This window comes from Moorena sp. SIOASIH, from assembly GCF_010671925.1.
Taxonomy (GTDB): Bacteria; Cyanobacteriota; Cyanobacteriia; order Cyanobacteriales; family Coleofasciculaceae; genus Moorena.
The window spans coordinates 323907-342044 of sequence record NZ_JAAHIH010000008.1 but is presented as its reverse complement, the minus strand read 5'-3'; the positions used below and the strand labels follow the sequence as shown (position 1 = coordinate 342044).

Here is an 18138-nt window from a genome sequence, read left to right as displayed (position 1 = left end):
CTGGTGGTGGGAACAGCTCAGGTTGCCCAAGGGGTTCCCTGGTTAGAGCTGCTATTGCGTGGTATTCAGATTATCCAGTTATCTAATATGTCTGATCAACAGGAAGTCCAAATTGGTCAGCAAATTAGTCGGGAGTCGGGAGTCGGGAGTCGGGAGTCGGGAGTCGGGAGTCGGGAGTCGGGAGTCGGGAGTCGGGAGCGGTGCGACCCGTGGCGAATTTAATTACGGGTCAAGCGCAAGCCCTGGGAGTCTGGTGGTGAGCTGGTGTGGGGTATGTTGGCTAGCGACTGACTCGATTAAATAGCCACAGGGAAATGGCTATGCCAACAAAATTAGCAAAAATAGTGTTGATGTTTGCCTGCACAACAAACAGGTCTATTGGTGGAACATCATTACAAGCCAACCCAACTGGACTTTGTTGCTCAGCTAGAGCTAGGGCTACAAGGCTGCCTATGACTGCAAATGAGCCAATGATGGTCAATAACATTCCTACTAAACTCACAATCAAGCCCAGCCTAATCGTTTGAAGGGTTTGAGCTTTGCTTGGTATGTCTGACCCATTGGCAGCTAGCAGCCGACTAGCGATTCCAGTGTAACGGTAGGCAAAATAAATGCCTATACCTAAAGCCACTAGTCCACAAACTACGAAAAAAAGACCGAAGCCGATTCCTTGACCCGCTTGATTGTCAGGTTGAGGGCTGGCAAGGGTAAAGCCTGCAAACACTAAAATCAGCGTAGAAATCACCCCTAGGATTAACTGAGTCCAGAAGGAAATCCAACCGAATCTGCGCAGCGTTAGGGCAATTTTTTGACGAGCTGGTGGGATGGAACTGTCAGGTATCTCTCGCATGGGGGCTGTGTCCCTTGAGTAATCACTTTTGAACCGCCTACCACGCGCTCCGCAACGCGAAAAGACGTAGGGCTAATCTTGGGCTGGAAGCTAAACACCCTTGTGGTCGGTCGGGGGGGGTCAGCAACCAACTTTATTGTGACAAGGATTGATCACACTCGCAATTCATCCCCAGCTAAATCGCAGATAAAGCCCTGAGGTACTTCTTGTGGGAACCGTTAATTTGCTAAAAAACCTGCCTGAATGGGTTCTATGTGAGATGATCCACATTAATGGTTCACTTTTGTGTTACACTAACTCCCACTTACACCAACCGCCACTTACACCAACCCCCACAAAAATTATTAAGCTTTAACGGATTTAAATTGTGAATGGCGGTTTATGGGGGGATGGGGAGATGGGGAGATGGGGAGATGGGGAGATGGGGAGATGGGGAGATGGTAGACTGGCTTGTGCACAAGTGGCAAGATCTGAAATTTAAATGGATATTAGCTTAGATATTCATCCCTCCATGCCCCCATCCTTCCATCCCCGATCATCCTCTCTAGCTCGCATCAATGAAATTGGTGTTACTCGTCTGTCTTGTCTTCCTTCCCGATGTTCCCCTTGATAGTCGGTAGTTTTGGATAACGGTTTCGAGCAATTATTAAAACTTTTTAGGTGTGTTAAGTCCAAAATTCATTAAACTTTCATCAAATTAGGGAGGTATTTAAACCCTACGCCAGAGATTTTTAAGTTATAAAGTGTGATAGCGATGTACCTACCCAGGTTAGTCGTTTAAAGAAAACTCACTGCAAAACGCGCGTGAATTTCCCAGGGTGCCTCCAACCATGACTATTTGCCAGAAAACCCTCTAATCCCATCTAGAAGAACTGGGAATTCCAACTACATATGCAGATGAAATTCGAAGATATCTATAGCTTTTTCCAAGATCCTCCGCCCAACTATCTCAATAAAGAATTAGCGGTATGCTATGTGCTATCGGTGTTGTTGCAAGGAGAATCTTATGGAACACAACTGATCCAACAACTGGAACAAGAATACCCCACCTATCGACTTTCAGATACTGTCCTCTACAGTGCACTGAAGTTTCTTGAAGAAAAACAGGCAATTTCAGCCTACTGGCAAAAAGTAGAAGGAAGAGGACGCCCACGCAGGATGTATCAAATCTGCCCAGAGTGGCAGGAAAAAGCTATAGAACTTGCCAGTTTTTGGCATGACTATATGGCTGAGGAAACAGTGGGTAAAATTCACTCAAGGACTCCCTGCCACCAGTCTGTTGTTGAGTCAGTTAGGTAGGGAAGTAGCAATTTTTTCCAGGGTGCTGTCTTTGAAAACCCTGGTGGCATCCCAGAAGTCAGGTGATGCATTGTCTTGCCCAGATGTGAATTCAGGGCGTGCTAGCTGCTAGCCATCTACCCACACCAGCATCTTACAGCCTCTAGCTAGTGGGTACCGACGAGCTAAACTGACCATTAGTGTCTCATAAATTGTAAAGTAGTAGCAAAGGATATGTATTTTTATAGTTAATATTCAGTGAATACAACTATTCTTGCTTCTACACTTTTGCTAACCCTTTTATTGGCAGTAGGTTTGTTTTTCTTTATTCGAGCCTCTGTGAAAGACCGAATACAACAAGTGAAGCTAGCTTCCCCAGAAACAGAAGAATCGCTTCTAAACCAGTTGAAGCAATATTTTGATCAAAGAGCCTACCAGGTGGCGGCGGTGGATGCTGCCACCAATCAAGTCACGTTCCAGGGGATAGTCCGACCGAGTTGGTTTCTGGCTATCTTTTTAACCGTCCTAGCTGCCTGTGGTATAGTCTGCTTATCTCTAGTGCTCTCTATTTTGTTTCCGACTTTGACTAAGGTGTTTTTGGGGCTAGTGGCACTAGCTCCCGCAGCGGGCCTTTTTTATTGGAAAAAAGCTGAGCGACTCGAACAGGTATCTCTGAAATTAGAATCAGCGTCTACCCAAGCCGCTGGGGAGCAATCTTTGGTTATAGTCACTGGCCATCGCGATGAACTAATACAACTTCAACAGTCTCTGAAACTAAAACCCTTGCTGTAAGCAAGCAGGGTTTGACATGCTCCGCCACTATAATCAGCGAGATCAATTTCCAGAATAGGTAAATAAACCCAAGATACTTAGCCCTCCTCAAGCCAAAGAGTTTGAGGAGGGCTAAGTAAAAGCACTTTCAATAAATATTACCAGTAAGGTTTCAGCGGCTACGAGCGGCAACCCCTACCTTCTTTAAGGGAGAGTTGATTAATCGCAAACTGGGAAACAGAAAATGATTTTCTTCCACATATTGGGCACCGAAGAGCCCTTTCTCTGCCCAGAAATAACGGTCTGTGGTATGCTCGTTACGTTTGACCAGTAGTAGGGCAGGTGGAACTATCCCTTGTGATCGAATGTATGCGCGTGCTGCTGTAACCGGTTTATACTCGCCACTTTCTAGATTGTACTGAGGTACATGCTCAAGTATCTTTCGCCCTTCTTGGCGGCGGCGACTCTTACGCTTACGTCTTCTTGCCAACCTTTTTACCTCCTCTTTTTGCTGGCAATTGTAAAGATAGTTACAAAAGCCGTCGAAATTATATCGAGTCTTTTTAGAAATATCAAGCTCTTGTCATAGAACTAAACAACCCGGCTGAAACCTTTGAAAGCAATACGTTAGGGGATTTTCAGTTTCCTGATGACCTCCGGAAAATTAATACAAAAATTTAATATATTTAACAAAAGTTAAATATAATTAGAAAAAATAGCCTTAAACTAATCTCACAATTACACTGATCAGGTGATGGGGTGATCAGGTGATGGGGCAACAGATGTAACGGATATTTGCCAGAGGTCTAATGACTGATGACTGATGATTGATGACTGATGACTGATGACTGATGACTCAAGCATAATAGTCAATTGTTTAAGGGGTTCGACATTATAGAAGGAAAGCTGATAGTGGCTTAACTTCCAGTAGCATTAACCCAGAGAATCATCTATAGCTCATGTTCACTCGATTCAGTTCAGAATTTGTCTCCCTGTGTCGAAACCAAGTGGCTTTATTAACCCAAGGACTGGGAGCAGCTAGTGGTGCTGTATATTTAACGGAAGAATTCGTTGAGGGAAATCAGGCAAAGCTAATTCCTGTGGTAGTTTATCCGGAAACAAGTACCGTGTGGGATATGAGTGATCCTGACTGGGTTTTGCCACAGAAAATAGGTGAGATTGATCAGATTCCTCGATTATCCAGCAGCTTACCTCGGCTACTCCCTCAGGGAAATAACCAAGAGCAAGATGTGGATTCAACCTATTTTGACTGGACAGAAAATTCCCTACAGCAGCAGCACCAAATCGTTTTACCTCTAATCCATGAAGGGATAGTGATGGGGTTATTGGTGAGTGCTCGTGATGATAGACCTTGGAATCACACAGAACAGGCAAGTGTGGAAAGCATTGCTAGAACGTTAGCGATCGCATATGTCATAGAACAGCGTCAAGGTTGGTTTGAGCAGCAGTTGACTCAGCACAGACGTCTACAGGCAAAACAACGGGATATGCTTGATGATCTGCTGCATCAATTTCGTAATCCCCTGATGGCGTTACGAACCTTTGGTAAGCTACTGCTGAAGCGACTGGTACCAGGAGATAAAAACTATCCAGTGGCTTCGAGCATCATACGAGAAAGCGATCGCTTACAGGAGTTGCTGCAACAGTTTAATGCTTGCCTGGACATGAACCAAACCGATACAGCATCCTTAACTTTGCCTGTAGATACGGCTGAGGCTTCCTCATCCCCAGAATCAGATGATCTTGGGGAGATTTACCCAACTAGTCACTCCGAACCACACTCCACCCCAGGGGAATTTCCCCTACTCACGGACAAAACTCTTCCTTTGGAACTGTTTGCGGTCAAGGATGTCTTAGAACCCTTGCTTATATCTGCTGACGCTATTACTCAAGAGGCTAATTTGGAGTTGTATTGCTCTATTGCCCCTAACTTACCTTTGGTGAAAGGGAATCCTAAGGCTTTACGGGAAGTCTTGAGTAATTTGATTGACAATGCTTTGAAGTACACCCCAGCTGGGGGAAAAATTGATATTCAAGTTGGTGTTGGACAATGGCTTTCACATGGTGATGCTATAGCGATCGCAATTAGTGATACTGGTCCAGGTATTGCTCCAGAAGACTTAGACCATCTGTTTGAGCGACATTATCGGGGAGTTCAAGCTAATGGTCCTATCCCTGGCACTGGTTTAGGATTAGCGATCGCAAAAGAACTCATGGAATACATGCAGGGTGATATTGAAGTCTTGAGTCCTGCCAAACTACTATCGACTGAGGAAAATGGGGAATTATCCATTAGTCATGGTCAAGATAACTCAAGCATGGGAACAACCTTTATCGTTTGGTTGACTTACGCTCAGTAGCCCTCAGTACATAGTTGTTGTTGACCGTTGAGAGGTTGGCTCTGATTTGTGAATCTATCAACCTCTCAACAAACTGTCCACATATCTAGTTACTGACTGCTAATCACCAGGTCAGAGTCGATGGTAAGCTGTAAGTCGGTTTCTGGTTCAACCACAAATAGGTCAACGCTGCTGCTACCAAATAAACGTTTGCCGATATTTAAAGCGATGCCAGAACTAACTCCGATCAAGATTTCTTCTGTAGCGATCGCACGGTCACCGGTAACGGCAGAGATAGCAGCGGCGGCAGCGGTACCAACTGCTGCATCTTTTAGGATACTTCCTGGATTGCTACCCTTGCGAATAGTTTCAGTGGTGGTAATTTCCTCAGAGGTGGCATTAAAGGATAGGGTTTCACCATTGATCAACAGCTGCTGAGCTACAAACTGAGCTCCCTCTTTTGTAGCACGGAGTTCGCCAACCACTTCACTACCAGCAGGAATCAGCAACTTGCCCTCATCAGCAGTGGTAATGTTTAGATCCACTGTCAGGGTTAGGGGAATAGTTTCCTCTTGAGCCAGCAGAATTTTATCTTTTTTGTACTTAACCGGAATAGAAGTACCTGCAGGAATTGTGAAGGCTACAGGTGCTGGATTGGGATCGATAATGTATTGGGAGCTAATCACTGGGGCTTGTTCTGTTGCTACCAGCGCTTGGTACATAAAAGCTGCAACTTCTGCACGAGTTGCATTCCGAGTCGGATTGAGAAAGGCAACGTTAGGATAATTAACCACCAAACGATTTTCTGTAGCAGCAGCGATGGGAGCACGGGCAAAGTTAGAAATTTGGCTGCCGTCCCGGTAGAAACTGATTAGCTCTGAGGTAGAACCGCTGGAAGAGAAATTCAGTCCATTAGAAAGGGCAACTAAAACTTGTTCACGGGGAATATTTTGTTCAGGTCTAAAGATATTACCAGGGTAACCACTCAGAAATCCGGTTTGGTAGGCTTCCTGAATGGCAGGATTTGCCCAGTAGTTGGAAGCAACATCCACGAAAGTGTTACCACCGCGAATGGCGGGTTTATTGAAATCTTGATTTGCTTTACGCAGCATTGCCGCAAACTGAGCGCGGGTCACTGGTGCATTTGGTCTGAAGGAGCCATCAGGAAATCCGGCAATTATACCGCGCTGGGATAATTCCCCAATAAACTCACTTGCCCAGTAGTTGGATGAAACATCGATAAAGTTAGTGCTTTGGGCAAAGGAGGGAGCAGGTGCGACTAGGGGAGCCATGGTGGTGGCGGTCAGTCCAAGGGCTAAAACAGCAGCAGTTCCTGATTGAAAATGATTTAGGTTAAGCATGGAAGGCATTCTCTTAAATTAATGTGTTCTTAAGTAAATAGAACCAATCAGATGCTAGATGTTCCTAGGTTCAATAAAATTGTTTTTTTTGCTCAAAATAAGCATAAAAAACCAGATTGCGCCTGTTTAATAGCAATAATTTCCGCACAATCTGAGTAATTTGACGCTAGTAACATTCCATGAGTTGCCAACCACTTGCCAGATCAAAAATTGTCACATTAGCCCAAGAGGGTGGGGTGACTGGTTGACCGGGTGTGGGGTGTAGTAGGAGAGTCCGGAGCGAGACCCTACAGCTAGAGTTGCTGAGTAAGTCCTGAACTTTTCAGGACTGATTACTCAGCACTGACCCACTGACCTACTGTAAGCATTCAGCCGTCAGCCGTCAGCCGTCAGCCGTGAGCTAAAAGCTCACGCGTGCGCGTTCAGCCTTGTGGCACAGGCTTTGGCCTTGGCCTTTGGCCACGCTACGCGAATGGCCACGCTGTGCGAACGACGCTGGGAGGTAACTCAGCATTATTCCAATGCTTACTTGTTTTATTCCAAAGCTGTGCGCTAATCGCTGACCGCTGATAGCTGATACGCGACACGCTGATAGCACCTCAAGTAGCGTGCGCGTAGCGCATATGCTTACGACCTACTGAGGCAGTAATCAATCAGTAAACTGCTTATTAATCCACCGGCGGTAAATTTTTTGAATTGCTTTGAGTACTTTTTGACTACTCGACTGCTGAGATGGACTGCTGGGGTCGAGTAACTGCAAGCGATTCAGAAGTTTCGCTTCTTCTGTATCTACCAGCCCATCGCTATAAATTAAGGCACTGAGGGCTTCAATCAAGCGCTGATAGTCTTCTGGACTAGGGCGATCGCCTAAATACTCTTCCACCCAACTGTAGCATTCATCTGCTGACACAGCTTTGAGTTCATACAGTAACGGTTTAATCTCTGGGTCGTCAGCAACTCCATATTCCTGAGCGACTTTATACAGATATTCCCGTTCCTCTGCCTGAACTTTACCGTCTATCCAGGCGGCACCGATTAAAATTTTGAGCAACTGTTTGACACTAGAATTTGTAACCATGACTTTATCTCTCCAGTAGGGGGGAAGGGAAGCAATACAGCAGTTTTAGATGGAGTATTCTTGCAGCTTGCCACGATTAGGGGAAAAGGGAAAGTGTAAAGGGAAGAGGGGGAAGAGTGGGAAGATTGGGGAGACGGAGGAGAACTTTGTCAAAAAACTGGGTTTGTGAAAACTAACTTAGTTAGACCCCTTAATCTAGGTAAGAAACCTGATTTCTTTAAAGCCAATTTTTTTTTACAGAAGTGTCAACCGCTAGTATGTTAGGTTTAGTTCTACCTAACTAATTTAGTTCTTCCTCACACACTTCTGTTAATGGAAATCGATATTGATTACTTAATTCAAGGGTATGCTCAAGGCTATTTCCTGATGGCAGATGATACTGGTAATTTAGGCTGGTACTCAAGCCGTGAACGTGCTATAATCCCACTGGATGAGCGGTTTCGCTATCCTAAATCTCTGCGTCGTGTCCTAAATCAGGAACGATTTAGTGTCAGCATTAACCGAGACTTTTTAGGGGTAATGACTGGTTGTGCTGACCGTGAAACAACTTGGATTTCTCCAGAACTTAAAGAAATTTATTGGCAATTTTATAAGGCTGGATGGGCCTACAGCTTTGAAACTTGGCAGGGAAATCAGCTGGCAGGAGGAATTTTGGGCATTGTAATTGGTGGAGCGTTCATTGGTGAATCGATGTTTTATCGGATTCCGGACGGCTCAAAGGTAGCTATGGTTAAGTTGGTAGAACGGTTGCGCGATCGCAACTTTTTGCTGTTTGATGCTCAGATGATGAATTCTCACCTAGAACGGTTTGGTGCATGTACGGTAAATGAGCAAGAGTATAGTCTGCTGTTACAGAAGGCAATAGCACAAACCTGTTCCTTTGATGAACCGATCTAACTGAGCTAGGGCTTACTTGGTCCACACCCCCAAACCTCCTCCCCGACCTCTAGCAGCAATGCAACGGTTTTCCACAAGAAAGTAGGTGAAGAATGCTTGTTCTTTTAAGGGTTGCTCATAGAACCTAGTTTCCCGGTCGCCAAGTCCCGATCAGTTGTGAATAGGCATGGCTGAGTTTGGTTAGTTTAGCAGTTGTCTCTGCCTGAATTGACATCTCCCCCGGTTGAAACACGGGGGATTCTACAAGGTTGTTACGCGGCAGGTTGAAACCGTGTCGCTCCACATCTTGTTCGATATGATCTAGACAGAGATCCAAAAAGATCATATCGATGTGGGAGTGTCAAGCTCCCTCTACCCACCTTGGTAAGGTCGAGACCTAACTGTGTGGCTACTTTCCTGGCGATATTGGCGGCACCATTGCAATCCGCATTTACCAGGTCACCAAAAGAAGTTTTGTACATTCCACGCTTTACCCGTTTTCCTGACGGTGTCCATCCTTGGGGTTTTTCACCATGTTTTGGGAGGCTGTCGTCATCTAGGTAAGACGCTTTACTGGTGTACGCTTCTTCGGTAACTGTTAGTTTTATTCCATATTCGCAGGCTAGTTGCTTTAATCGCTCAATGAGTCTTTTAGTGGGAATTACGACGAAGTTTTGATTTCCCCGTCTGCCCATATTTATTGAATTTTTTTGTCGTTCATTCCACCCAATAATTAGATTTCCAACACGATCACTCAAACACCGATTGATAATAAAACGGGCAGCTTTGTTGATCGCATCACGCATCTGGTTATTGCGTTTTCTTTGAACCCTATCCAGGTTCGCATCCCAATAAAAATCGGGCTTACCGGCTTTGTATTTAGCAACCAACCGGGCATAACCCTGATTGATAGATTTGATCTTTCTGCCATCAATAATTAGGCTTTTCCCATGAGTTGAAACTCCGGTCAGCCAATTATCTCCACCATGATCAAAGCTCCAAGCTTGAGAATAATCCAAATTAGAATTTTGTTCTACTGGTTGCTTTTCATTATCAATAACCCAATTGATCCAGAGCTGTCCTAGATATGGGCGAATGGTTACCTCTTTTACCCAGTCTGGATCTATGAACCCTGGTGGCTCTAAGGTGATTTCAGTAAGTAATTCTGGCTTACTTTCTTTGCTAATGGACGGATAAAATAAACCTTTTTTGTAAGTAAGTGCCTGGCGAGGAAAGGTAACAGCAGCTAGACCCCCTTTTTGGCGATACCTGATCAGCTTTGGTCTATCTACCTGACCTTTATAGTAAAGGCCGACTAATTGGTTATAGCTAGCAATTGACTCGGCTACAGTTTTGAGGGTTTGTTGCGCTGATTGAGCCGCCATAGCCTTGTAATGAGGGTTTTCTTTAAAGCTTTTACATAGCTCAGCATACTTCACAGCGCACTTGTACGTTTTCCATCCGTACCTTAGATCGTCTCCGCGCCAGTAAGTTGTCAATGCTTCTGGTTGCTGCTCCAACCAACTATAATGTTTTTGCTTGGAGTAATAGGTGGCACAATTCCACAAACTATTGGCCTGTTCGCACTGAAATAACCAAAAAGCATTTTCTTCGTCCGTGAATGTCGCTTTGATTGGAATTGTTCTGTACATATTTCTATCACCTCCTTACTTATTATTATAACTTGAATGGATACGGCGGGTTGAAACCCGCCGCGTCTGTTTCATCCCCTACGCGCGAAAGAAGGGGCTCTCACATTCCCGGATTTCTTGGTAGTGCCTCGACTACAGCTGATGAGGTCGGGGGGGTCACCGATGGGCTTGTTAAGAACTCAATAGCTTGGTCTAGAGCTTTATCCATTGCTAGCAAGTGTCTTAGGGAAGTGTGGCGCTACTGGGTCAATCCGATGTCTTGATAATCTAATCCGATCTTATAGCCAATCGCTCCTAGTATATCCTAAGGAAGCAGTGAATTAACATAATTCTCTTCAATGGTCAAGTTGAGTTCCCTCAAGGTCTTACGAGAGCGGTTCAATATTTCTCGGTTAGCCATTAAGTATTCCCGAGTAACCATCGGTTTTTGGATCGCAATGGTTGTGGCTGGGCTTTTGGCGTTCAGTTCCCTTAAGTATGCCCTATTCCCCGATATTACGTTTCCCGTGGTGGTGGTCAATGCTCAAGTGCCATTGGAGACTGCCGTGGAAACGGAGCAGAAACTGACTCGACCGATTGAGGAAAGGCTTTTGCCTTTGGCAGGACTCGATCAGATGGTTTCTTCAACCTACCCTGGTCGAACGGTGGTTACCCTCTATTTCGATGTCGGAACCAATCTCAACTCCTCTTCAATGGAGGTTGAAAAGACACTGTGGCAAATTGCTCTTCCTGAAGGTGCAACCTTTCAGGTCATTCCCTTCAATTTGAACGAATCCTCTGCCGTTAGCTACACCATCAAGAGTGATACTAAAGACCTGAAGGAATTAGCTGAGATTGCTAAGACTAGTATTTTACCAGAGATTGCTCAACTTCCAGGAGTTCTGAAAGTCAATTTGTTGGGAGGGGGGGAAACTACGTTTACGGCTCTCAATTCTGGCTCAGAGTTGACCAAACAAGCACCAGAAATTATTAAGGAGGAACAGCCGCGAGATAGTCCCGAATCTCCCATACCCATTACCCCGACTCGGATTCGCTTCAATGGACAGGAAGCTTTGGCTTTTCAGGTGATCAAAGGGGGTGATGCTAATACCTTAGATGTGGTTAGTCGGGTAGAGGAAGCGGTGCAAAGACTACAAGGTAGTTTGCCAGAGGTGCAGTTAGTCTTAGCAGTCACTCAAGCTAACTATATCCGGGAAGCGACTCAATCTACTATTGATGGTTTAGTACTGGCAATTGTTCTGGCAGTGTTGGTAATTTTTACTTTCTTGCGCAACTGGCGTGCCACCCTAATTACTGCCTTGGCAATTCCGATTTCCCTACTGGGAACCGCTATCGTGATGGCTATCTATGGGTTCAATCTCGAAACCATTACTCTACTAGCTTTGGCTCTGGTAATTGGGATTATCATTGATGATGCCATTGTAGAAGTCGAGAACATTTCTCGGCACCTGGAGGCTGGGGAGTCTCCTCGACAAGCTGCTCTTTCTGCTACTAATGAAATTGGTCTGACGGTTTCTGCTTCTACTTTGACCATTGTGGCCGTATTTCTACCGGTTGGTTTAATGGGTGGTAACTTAGGACAGTTCTTTAAACCCTTTGGTCTGACGGTTTCGGCAGCAGTTCTGACCTCTTTGCTAGTTGCTCGGACCTTGTGCCCAGTTCTTGCGGTTTATTGGCTTAAACCTAGGCAGGGGAAAAGGGAACAGGGAACAGCGATGCAGCGCGGTCTTGGGGGTTTCCCCCATGAGCGACTGCATCAAGACGGAAACAGGAAAAAATTATCAACAGTAGTTTTCGACTTTTGGTTGAGGTCTAATCCTAAGTACCCTGATTTGCTGGGCTGGTCCCTGGGGCATCGGAAATTTGTAGTGGCATTAGCGGTATTGATCTTTGTGGCTGGGATTTCCCTGATTCCCCTAATTCCTCAGGGGTTTATTCCTACCCTAGACCGAGGGGAATTTATGATTACCTATACGGCACCGTTGCCTCAGATACCTAGTAGGTCTCAGTTTGGTAATTTAATTGATAAGATTCTGAATTTGGGAGGGTTTGATACTAACAGTGAGGAGTCAAAGCCATTAAGTAATTCAGATACTAATTCAGATACTAATTCAGATACTAATCCAGACCTTAGGGAGCAGCTAAAACCACAACTATCAAAACCACAACTATCAAAGTCAGGGTTTAATGGTCTATTTCCGATTAAAAGTGGGATCACATTGCTACTGAAGCAATCTGAGCAGGTGGCTAAGCAGTTGGAAGAGGCGGTGCTGGCTTTCCCTGAGGTGGAATCGGTATATACGGTTGTGGGGGTACAGGGTGATCCCAACAAAGGTAACCTTCAGGTCAAACTTAAACGTAATCGCCAATATACTACTGCTCAGGTTCAGGAAAAAATCCGGGCTGCTTTGCCGAAGATCTCTGGTGTAACTACTAGTGTTGAAGATATTCAGTTTATTGAACTACCTACTCAAAAACCGGTTCAAGTTGCTTTATTGGGTGATGATTTAGAGGTGTTAGGCAATACTGCTGCGGATCTCAAAACTCGGATTGAGACATTACCAGGATTAGTGGATGTAGAGGCAACAGGTCAGAATAATCGAGGCAATACGATTACTGAGATTGAGCATGTTAATGGTCAGCGAGGGGTTTATGTTCGTGCTAGCCTTAACCAGGGTCAAAGGTTGGGAGATGCGACTGAGGAGGTGGTAAAGCTTGCCAAATTAGTTTTACCGGATGGTGTGAGGTTACAACTGTGGGGGGATTCGGCTCTGAGTAGTCATGTGTTGGGGAGTTTTGCTGGCACCTTGACCTTGTCTGTTACCTGTATGCTGCTAGTGCTGATTTTGCCTTTTGGTCGATTGTTAGAACCGATGGTGGTGGGCTTGTCTTTGCCTTTATCCATTGTGGGAGCAATGCTGGCACTTCTGATCACCCAAAGTGATTTTGGCATGATTTCCCTGATTGGTCTAATTTTTTTGCTGGGACTACTTGACAAAAATGCGCTTTTGCTGATGGATTATGTTAACCAACTTCGTCGAGCTGGGTTAAGTCGCACTGAGGCAATTCTGCAAACGGGAGTGGTGCGTTTGCGACCGATTATAATGACTACTGCTTCGACTATTTTGGGAATGTTGCCCTTGGCATTGGGCTTTGGCGCAGGAGCAGAATTGCGACAACCGATGGCTGTGGCAATTATTGGTGGATTGCTTACGTCTACGTTATTGAGTTTGATTGTTGTACCAGTATTGTATAGCCTGCTGGAAGATTGCTGGGTAGGATTATTTTCTGGTAAGAAGTACGGAATCGGGAAAGAGAGGGGCTAAATCAATGGCAATCAAAGCTTTCGTCACTGGAGGAACAGGATTTATCGGTGCTCATGTTGTGCGATCGCTACTTGAAGCAGGATACTCCGTGCGAGCTCTGGTGCGCCCTACTAGCCAACTCGATAACCTCCAGGGTCTAGATATAGAAGTCGTTATCGGTGACTTAAACGATCCAGGCTTGTCCGAACTGATGCAGGGATGTCAGGTATTATTTCATGTCGCTGCCCATTATTCCCTGTGGCAAGCGGATCGAGATTTACTCTATCGTAACAATGTCCAGGGAACCCGTAATGTGCTACAAAGTTCTGCTAAAGCTGGGATTGAACGCACTGTTTACACGAGTTCAGTAGCGGCTATTGGTGTGGGTAAACCTGGGGAAATTGTGGATGAAACCCATCAGAGTCCTGTAGAGAAATTGGTGGGTGACTATAAAAAATCTAAGTTTTTTGCTGAACGGGAAGCGATCAAGGCAGCCCAATCTGGTCAAGATGTGGTGATTGTTAATCCTAGCGCTCCCATTGGTCCAATGGATATTAAGCCAACTCCTACCGGAGAAATTATTGTGCGCTTCTTACAGCAAAACATGCCCTTTTATTTGGATACGGGATTAAATTTTATTGATGTGCGGGATGTGGCTCAGGGTCACCTGTTGGCCTTGGACCGGGGGAAAAAAGGCGATCGCTATATTTTAGGTAACCAAAATCTATCTTTCAAATCGTTATTGGAGCAACTTGCGGAAATTACTGGATTGAGTGCGCCTCAAAAAACTGTTCCGGTCTGGCTACCGCTGAGTATGGCTTGGATTGATGAGTGCGTGTTGACTGCTTTTGGGAAAACCCCTTCTATTCCGCTCAATGGGGTGCGGATGGCACAACACCCAATGTATTACGATGCCTCGAAAGCGGTTACAGAGTTAGGGTTACCCCAATCTTCCATTAGGAAAGCCCTCAAGGATGCTGTTGATTGGTTTAGCTAAGGGAACAGGGAACAGGGAACAGGGGACAGGGAGCAGGCAAGAGGCAAGAGGCAAGAGGCAAGAGGGAAAAAACCTGTCTACCTCATTAGGCTAGAAAGCGCTATAGTCGGACAAAATTAGGTTTAACTGTCGAGATAGGGAACAGGGAATAGATAGACTTCTGGCGGCTTTAAAAAAGTTAATACAGTTCCGTTTATTTATGTCTAGGTACTTAACACTGGCTCCAATAAGTAGGGAAACCGACAACTGCAGGGAAGTCTAGGATTTTAAGCAATTCACCAACAGTATTATTAATACCAAGTTGCGGTCAAACGTACAACTTTCTCTTCCGCCTATCTCCCTATCTACCTATCTCCCTATCTACCTATCTCCCTATCTCCCTATCTCCCTATCCAACCAATCTACTCTCTTTGAATGCAACTCGGTATAATTTATCGGCGAAGCTGATCATAGTTAAAGCTGTGGGGTAATCATGATTACCCTCAATGATTAGCGTTAATTATATGGTGTGAGGACAATTATGGCAATTCAATTACAACAAGCTCTTGATGTCGGAAAGTATATTGTTACCCAGCGTCTTTTGGGTCGTAAACGCTTTCCCCTGGTGCTGATGTTGGAACCTCTGTTCCGCTGTAATCTAGCTTGTTCCGGTTGTGGCAAAATCCAGCATCCGACGGAAATACTCAAGCGCCAGCTAACTCCTGAAGAGTGCTTTGCTGCGGTGAAAGAGTGTGGTGTTCCTGTGGTTTCTATTCCGGGGGGAGAACCTCTGCTTCATCCACAAATTGACGACATTGTCAAGGGGTTGGTGGCATGGCGAAAGTATGTCTATCTCTGTACTAATGGGTTGTTGTTAGAGAAGTATCTGGATAAGTTCCAACCTTCCCCTTACCTGACTTTCAGCGTTCACTTGGATGGCTTACGGGAACGGCATGATCAGTGTGTAGACCGTCAGGGGGTATTTGATAAGGTGGTGCAGGCAATTCGAGCGGCTAAAGCTAGGGGATTTCGTGTGACTACTAACACGACGGTGTTTGAGGGAACTGATCCTAAGGAAATCCAGGAGTTCTTTGATTTCCTGGCCATGTTGGGTATTGACGGCATGATGGTTTCTCCTGGATATAGTTATGAATGGGCACCCGATCAGGAGCATTTCCTGAAGCGGGAACAGACTAAGGCGATGTTCCGGGAAATTTTAGCGCCTTTCAAGGCTGGGAAGAAAACCTGGAATTTTAACCATAATCCTTTATTTTTGGATTTCCTGATCGGGGAGAAAGATTATGAGTGTACCCCTTGGGGAAGTCCTAGTTACAGTGTTTTGGGGTGGCAAAAGCCTTGCTATTTGTTAAATGAAGGGCATTATGCCACTTTTAAGGAATTGCTGGAGGAAACGAATTGGGATCAGTATGGTCGCGCTAGTGGTAATCCTAAGTGTTCCGATTGTATGGTCCATTGTGGGTATGAGCCTACGGCGGCTATGGATGCGTTTCAGCCCCAGAATATGGTTCGTGCGATGGGTAGTGTGTTAGGAGGGGTTTAAGCTAAAACGCATTTTAAATGCTTTTTAGCAAGGCAAAAGGCAAAAGGCAAAAGGCAAAAGGCAAAAGGCAAAAGGGGACTGGGATCTATTTCATTAAACCTGACTAATTTCCTAGACCATAAAGCTGGCGCTAGTTACTAGCTCTAAGTGGTGATGGATTGCTAAGCCTGGCAGGATAGACAAGGTCAACTTGAGCACAATACACACAATACAATCAATGCGATCGCATTAATCTGAGGCGCACGAATAAATGCGATCGCATTAATCTGAGCTTTCTGTCTGATTCTTGATTAAATAGACCTTGAAATCAACTTCAAGGTCATAAAGCCTGTAGCTATAATGCTGATCCAGGGTTTACTTAAAGGCCTACAAAGATTCTACGCAGATGGAATTACCGAGAGCTCTGGTATCCTCAGGACGGATTTTGCAATCATAACCTGGACCATCCATGGAACCACTATCGTGTAAACGCATGATGTGCCAAGTGCCCACCTGAGGGTTGTTGCAGAGTGTATTTTTGAAAAAATTGGGTAATCGCGCCCTAGAGACGCGCGCCTTAGAGAGTGGAGCCTTTAAGGTGGGTCGGTCTCGCGCAAAAAGGTGAAAACTTGATAATTAAGGCTCCACTCTCTTACGGTAACTTTAAATCCTTATAGGACGGCTTTATTTTTCAGCTAAAACTTGACAGTTTTCACAGAGCGTGTTATGATTATATTATAAATAAGAAACTAAAAAGCAAGATAAATACTATCTAAAAATAAGTAGGCAACGTAAAAAATATGTATCAGATGCATATTGCGTAATTTGGTCTAACGACTTAAACGTCTATGAAAAAAATTAGATTAAAAAAGTATCTATCTATATAAAAAAAAACCGATGCAGCGCGGTCTTGGGGGTTTCCCCCACTCGCGCTTTGCATCAAGACAAGGTACGGTGGGGCACACCGAAACCTGGGTCATAGACCCTCTACGCTTGGGGAGAGGAGACCTCTATTTTTCCTGGCTCCGGCCTGGTTGAACAAGTCATCTCGTTGAATCAAGAATCCCCGTCCTTCCAGGGCGGGGAGTGTCAATGCATCTGAATAGGTAGCGAGGGTGTAGCCATCGGGACAGTAGCCATCTTTATTAGTAATTGTGGCGTTCAGTTGCTTGCATACTGCATTCCCCAACCCTCGAGAATCCTCGCCACGAACTTTGCAGTCGTAGCCAGAACCATCCATGGAGCCACCATCAGCAAGGCGAGCGATAGACCACGTACCCAAAGTGTTGCAGATTTCGCTTCGATTTTTCACAGCTTCATCTACAGTTACGTAGATATAACCTTCAGGGCATGTTTCCCCTGCAACCTCTTCAAAGCCGGGGGCAGCGATGGCAGATTATTGTACGTTAAATGCCATACAACTTAAAGCAAGGCAAAGGGCTAAGCCTAGTGCTTTGATTTTACTTAACCTTGTTTTCTCTTAGGTTCAATTCAATTGAGTTTCGAGCTTAGTAGGTCGCTTTTTTTAGCCTTTAGCTTCAACTCAGGCTCTACTCTAACCAAACTCTCTGGAAAAAGCCAAACTCTATCTAATTGATATAGTTTTCTTATGCCAAGATAATTTTGCTTAAGTAATTCTTATCCAAAGTCTTGTATTTCTCTCACACCAAACTCTCTGGAAAAAGCAAAATTATAATTGATATAGTTTTCTTATGCGAAGATGATTTTGATCAATTAATTCTTATCAAGAGTATTTTATTTTTGTCATGTGGATAGCAAAGAAAGCAATTTGTCAAGCCCTCTTGCTAAGACATCACGGTCGTGCTCCCATCACCTGTGGGCTTGATATCCTACGACTAATCCCTCTCAATTTAATAGACAGAAATCATCAATTATCAAGCAATTATTACATTACCGACAATCCAAGGACGAAAGCTCCTAACTTCTAGTTGCGGTGCGACCCCGCGCTTTTTCAAAGCTAAGGGTGAACGCGCACCAAGAGATGGGGATGAGGACGAGGGAATTTATTTCCTAAATAGCCAGGGAGGGTTGACAATCCCAAGACTAATCGATAAACTAGTAAGCACGAAA

15 protein-coding genes and 1 pseudogene are annotated in these 18138 nt (G+C 44.9%); 9 read left to right on the top strand and 7 right to left on the bottom strand.

Annotated features, from left to right (window positions below):
* Window positions 1-222 (top strand): annotated as a pseudogene (locus F6J90_RS39540) (hypothetical protein); the annotation flags it as partial.
* Window positions 223-280: 58 nt separating this feature from the next.
* Here the strand turns inward: F6J90_RS39540 and F6J90_RS39535 are convergent.
* Both F6J90_RS39535 and F6J90_RS39530 read right to left on the bottom strand, forming a co-directional pair.
* The gene (locus tag F6J90_RS39535) at window positions 281-850 is read right to left on the bottom strand and encodes a DUF3611 family protein (RefSeq protein WP_293107195.1); all 570 of its coding nucleotides are present in this window, start codon (window positions 848-850) and stop codon (window positions 281-283) included.
* Window positions 851-1351: 501 nt separating this feature from the next.
* On the bottom strand, window positions 1352-1525 hold the full coding sequence (locus tag F6J90_RS39530; RefSeq protein ID WP_293107193.1) for a hypothetical protein: 174 nt from the start codon (window positions 1523-1525) through the stop codon (window positions 1352-1354).
* A gap of 222 nt (window positions 1526-1747) precedes the next feature.
* On the opposite strand from F6J90_RS39530, the gene F6J90_RS39525 reads away from it, so the two are divergent.
* Window positions 1748-2149, top strand: a complete 402-nt coding sequence (locus tag F6J90_RS39525; protein WP_293107190.1) for a PadR family transcriptional regulator — start codon at window positions 1748-1750, stop codon at window positions 2147-2149.
* A gap of 237 nt (window positions 2150-2386) precedes the next feature.
* Window positions 2387-2920, top strand: coding sequence for a cofactor assembly of complex C subunit B (locus F6J90_RS39520; protein WP_293107187.1), 534 nt, complete (start codon window positions 2387-2389; stop codon window positions 2918-2920).
* A gap of 151 nt (window positions 2921-3071) precedes the next feature.
* On the opposite strand, the gene F6J90_RS39515 is transcribed toward F6J90_RS39520, so the two are convergent.
* A complete protein-coding gene (locus F6J90_RS39515) occupies window positions 3072-3389 on the bottom strand; it encodes a DUF3155 domain-containing protein (RefSeq protein ID WP_008178570.1) in 318 nt (105 codons plus the stop codon).
* Window positions 3390-3858: 469 nt separating this feature from the next.
* On the opposite strand from F6J90_RS39515, the gene F6J90_RS39510 reads away from it, so the two are divergent.
* Window positions 3859-5280: a GAF domain-containing sensor histidine kinase gene (locus F6J90_RS39510; RefSeq protein WP_293107184.1), complete on the top strand. Its 1422-nt coding sequence runs from the start codon at window positions 3859-3861 to the stop codon at window positions 5278-5280.
* An 89-nt stretch (window positions 5281-5369) separates the two neighbouring features.
* Here the strand turns inward: F6J90_RS39510 and F6J90_RS39505 are convergent, their stop codons facing one another.
* Entirely contained in the window at window positions 5370-6620 is a 1251-nt protein-coding gene (locus F6J90_RS39505; protein ID WP_293107181.1) for an S-layer homology domain-containing protein, read from the bottom strand.
* Between the two features lie 430 nt (window positions 6621-7050).
* Here F6J90_RS39505 and F6J90_RS39500 point away from each other — a divergent pair, with 430 nt between their 5' ends.
* Window positions 7051-7176, top strand: a complete 126-nt coding sequence (locus tag F6J90_RS39500; protein ID WP_293107177.1) for a hypothetical protein — start codon at window positions 7051-7053, stop codon at window positions 7174-7176.
* A gap of 93 nt (window positions 7177-7269) precedes the next feature.
* On the opposite strand, the gene F6J90_RS39495 is transcribed toward F6J90_RS39500, so the two are convergent.
* On the bottom strand, window positions 7270-7698 hold the full coding sequence (locus tag F6J90_RS39495) for a TerB family tellurite resistance protein (RefSeq protein WP_293107174.1): 429 nt from the start codon (window positions 7696-7698) through the stop codon (window positions 7270-7272).
* A 312-nt stretch (window positions 7699-8010) separates the two neighbouring features.
* Here F6J90_RS39495 and aat point away from each other — a divergent pair, with 312 nt between their 5' ends.
* Window positions 8011-8595: a leucyl/phenylalanyl-tRNA--protein transferase gene (gene aat, locus F6J90_RS39490; RefSeq protein ID WP_293107171.1), complete on the top strand. Its 585-nt coding sequence runs from the start codon at window positions 8011-8013 to the stop codon at window positions 8593-8595.
* A gap of 251 nt (window positions 8596-8846) precedes the next feature.
* Here aat and F6J90_RS39485 read toward each other — a convergent pair whose 3' ends face one another.
* Window positions 8847-10226, bottom strand: coding sequence for a transposase (locus F6J90_RS39485; protein ID WP_293107168.1), 1380 nt, complete (start codon window positions 10224-10226; stop codon window positions 8847-8849).
* Window positions 10227-10564: 338 nt separating this feature from the next.
* Here F6J90_RS39485 and F6J90_RS39480 point away from each other — a divergent pair, with 338 nt between their 5' ends.
* The 3 genes from F6J90_RS39480 to hpnH all read left to right on the top strand — a co-directional run bounded on the left by F6J90_RS39480 (window position 10565) and on the right by hpnH (window position 16068).
* On the top strand, window positions 10565-13552 hold the full coding sequence (locus F6J90_RS39480) for an efflux RND transporter permease subunit (protein ID WP_293107165.1): 2988 nt from the start codon (window positions 10565-10567) through the stop codon (window positions 13550-13552).
* 4 nt (window positions 13553-13556) lie between these two features.
* Complete coding sequence (gene hpnA, locus F6J90_RS39475) at window positions 13557-14528, top strand: hopanoid-associated sugar epimerase (RefSeq protein WP_293107162.1); 972 nt, start codon at window positions 13557-13559, stop codon at window positions 14526-14528.
* Between the two features lie 520 nt (window positions 14529-15048).
* On the top strand, window positions 15049-16068 hold the full coding sequence (gene hpnH, locus F6J90_RS39470; protein WP_293107159.1) for an adenosyl-hopene transferase HpnH: 1020 nt from the start codon (window positions 15049-15051) through the stop codon (window positions 16066-16068).
* Window positions 16069-17023: 955 nt separating this feature from the next.
* On the opposite strand, the gene F6J90_RS39465 is transcribed toward hpnH, so the two are convergent.
* Window positions 17024-17359: a hypothetical protein gene (locus F6J90_RS39465; protein ID WP_149030965.1), complete on the bottom strand. Its 336-nt coding sequence runs from the start codon at window positions 17357-17359 to the stop codon at window positions 17024-17026.
* Between the last annotated feature and the right edge of the window lie 779 nt (window positions 17360-18138).

Bases quoted from the DNA above. Each gene is read 5' to 3' on its own strand.
- F6J90_RS39535 (WP_293107195.1), bottom strand. From the start codon at position 850: ATGCGAGAGATACCTGACAGTTCCATCCCACCAGCTCGTCAAAAAATT.
- F6J90_RS39525 (WP_293107190.1), top strand. From the start codon at position 1,748: ATGAAATTCGAAGATATCTATAGCTTTTTCCAAGATCCTCCGCCCAAC.
- F6J90_RS39510 (WP_293107184.1), top strand. From the start codon at position 3,859: ATGTTCACTCGATTCAGTTCAGAATTTGTCTCCCTGTGTCGAAACCAA.
- F6J90_RS39505 (WP_293107181.1), bottom strand. From the start codon at position 6,620: ATGCTTAACCTAAATCATTTTCAATCAGGAACTGCTGCTGTTTTAGCC.
- F6J90_RS39495 (WP_293107174.1), bottom strand. From the start codon at position 7,698: ATGGTTACAAATTCTAGTGTCAAACAGTTGCTCAAAATTTTAATCGGT.
- aat (WP_293107171.1), top strand. From the start codon at position 8,011: ATGGAAATCGATATTGATTACTTAATTCAAGGGTATGCTCAAGGCTAT.
- F6J90_RS39485 (WP_293107168.1), bottom strand. From the start codon at position 10,226: ATGTACAGAACAATTCCAATCAAAGCGACATTCACGGACGAAGAAAAT.
- F6J90_RS39480 (WP_293107165.1), top strand. From the start codon at position 10,565: ATGGTCAAGTTGAGTTCCCTCAAGGTCTTACGAGAGCGGTTCAATATT.
- hpnA (WP_293107162.1), top strand. From the start codon at position 13,557: ATGGCAATCAAAGCTTTCGTCACTGGAGGAACAGGATTTATCGGTGCT.
- hpnH (WP_293107159.1), top strand. From the start codon at position 15,049: ATGGCAATTCAATTACAACAAGCTCTTGATGTCGGAAAGTATATTGTT.